1 protein-coding gene is annotated in these 1015 nt (G+C 37.6%); it reads right to left on the reverse strand.

From position 1 onward, the window contains the following. Nucleotides 1–293 precede the first annotated feature (293 nt). On the reverse strand, nucleotides 294–767 hold the full coding sequence (locus KL866_RS17080) for an RNA polymerase sigma factor (RefSeq protein ID WP_409173993.1): 474 nt from the start codon (nucleotides 765–767) through the stop codon (nucleotides 294–296). Nucleotides 768–1015 lie beyond the last annotated feature (248 nt).

Genomic DNA, 1015 nt, shown 5'->3' on the forward strand with positions numbered 1-1015 from the left:
TATTTATAGTGTTCTTGTTATTTTTGAAATTTTTGTTTTTATGAAAGTTAACTTTCACCCTTATGAGGCGAAGGAAGTGTCTTAGTAAGTTTATTTTTCTTTTGGAAATATCTGACTTGAACTGGTTTTTTGATGTGTCTTCTATGAGTACTCTTAAATAACTCGCAATACACCTCGGTCGATTTTAGCAATCGAGTCATAGGCGTTCTCAAGCGTCTTTTCTCTTCTTAAATGCCGAGCACTAAGGAGGCGGATATTACCTACAATAAACGTTTTTGACTCTCTTCTTCGACTTAGCTATTAACTAAATTGCTAGCGTGCGGCGCTAAATCTTCGTGGTTCGAACTTTGTATACAACGCTTAACTCCAGCAGAAATGTGCTTTTCAACTGTACTTTCACTTATACCCATTTCCTTAGCTATTTCTCTTTGTGTATAGCCATATATCTTCTTAAGAACAAACACTTTTCTACATTGAGAAGGGAGTTGCCAAATCGCTTCGCACAAGGTAGAAAATTCATCTTTCGCTATCACGTCATTTAGGATGTAATCCGCATCACCGTCACACAATTGCGACTCACGTTCACTCCATTCTAGCTTATCATCGAGCAATTTTGTCGAGGCTCTTTTTTGATAATCCAACGCCAAGTTTCTGGCTGTAGCGTACATAAACGACTTTTTCGAAAGTATTTGTTCTGTGTTCTTCGCCTGACAAATACGCACGTACGTTTCTTGCACCACATCTTCAATTTCGTTAGGGGGAACAATAGCCGCAACAAAACGGCTAAGGCTATCCCTAGATGATAGATATAATTTGGTAAACGTATTATTGATAATCGTTCTCGCTTTTGCATTGTAGCGCTTTCACGCTTACATCAGGTTAAAAAAGATTGACTGTAAAATTTCCTTTATAGCGTCGCGTCTTCCACGCATAGGCGCACTACTTATCGACTCATATACTACAATTAGACATATGACCTTTAATTACATATGTTAATGCATTTGATGCTATATGT

The organism is Alteromonas sp. ALT199 (assembly GCF_018619335.1).
Taxonomy (GTDB): Bacteria; Pseudomonadota; Gammaproteobacteria; order Enterobacterales; family Alteromonadaceae; genus Alteromonas.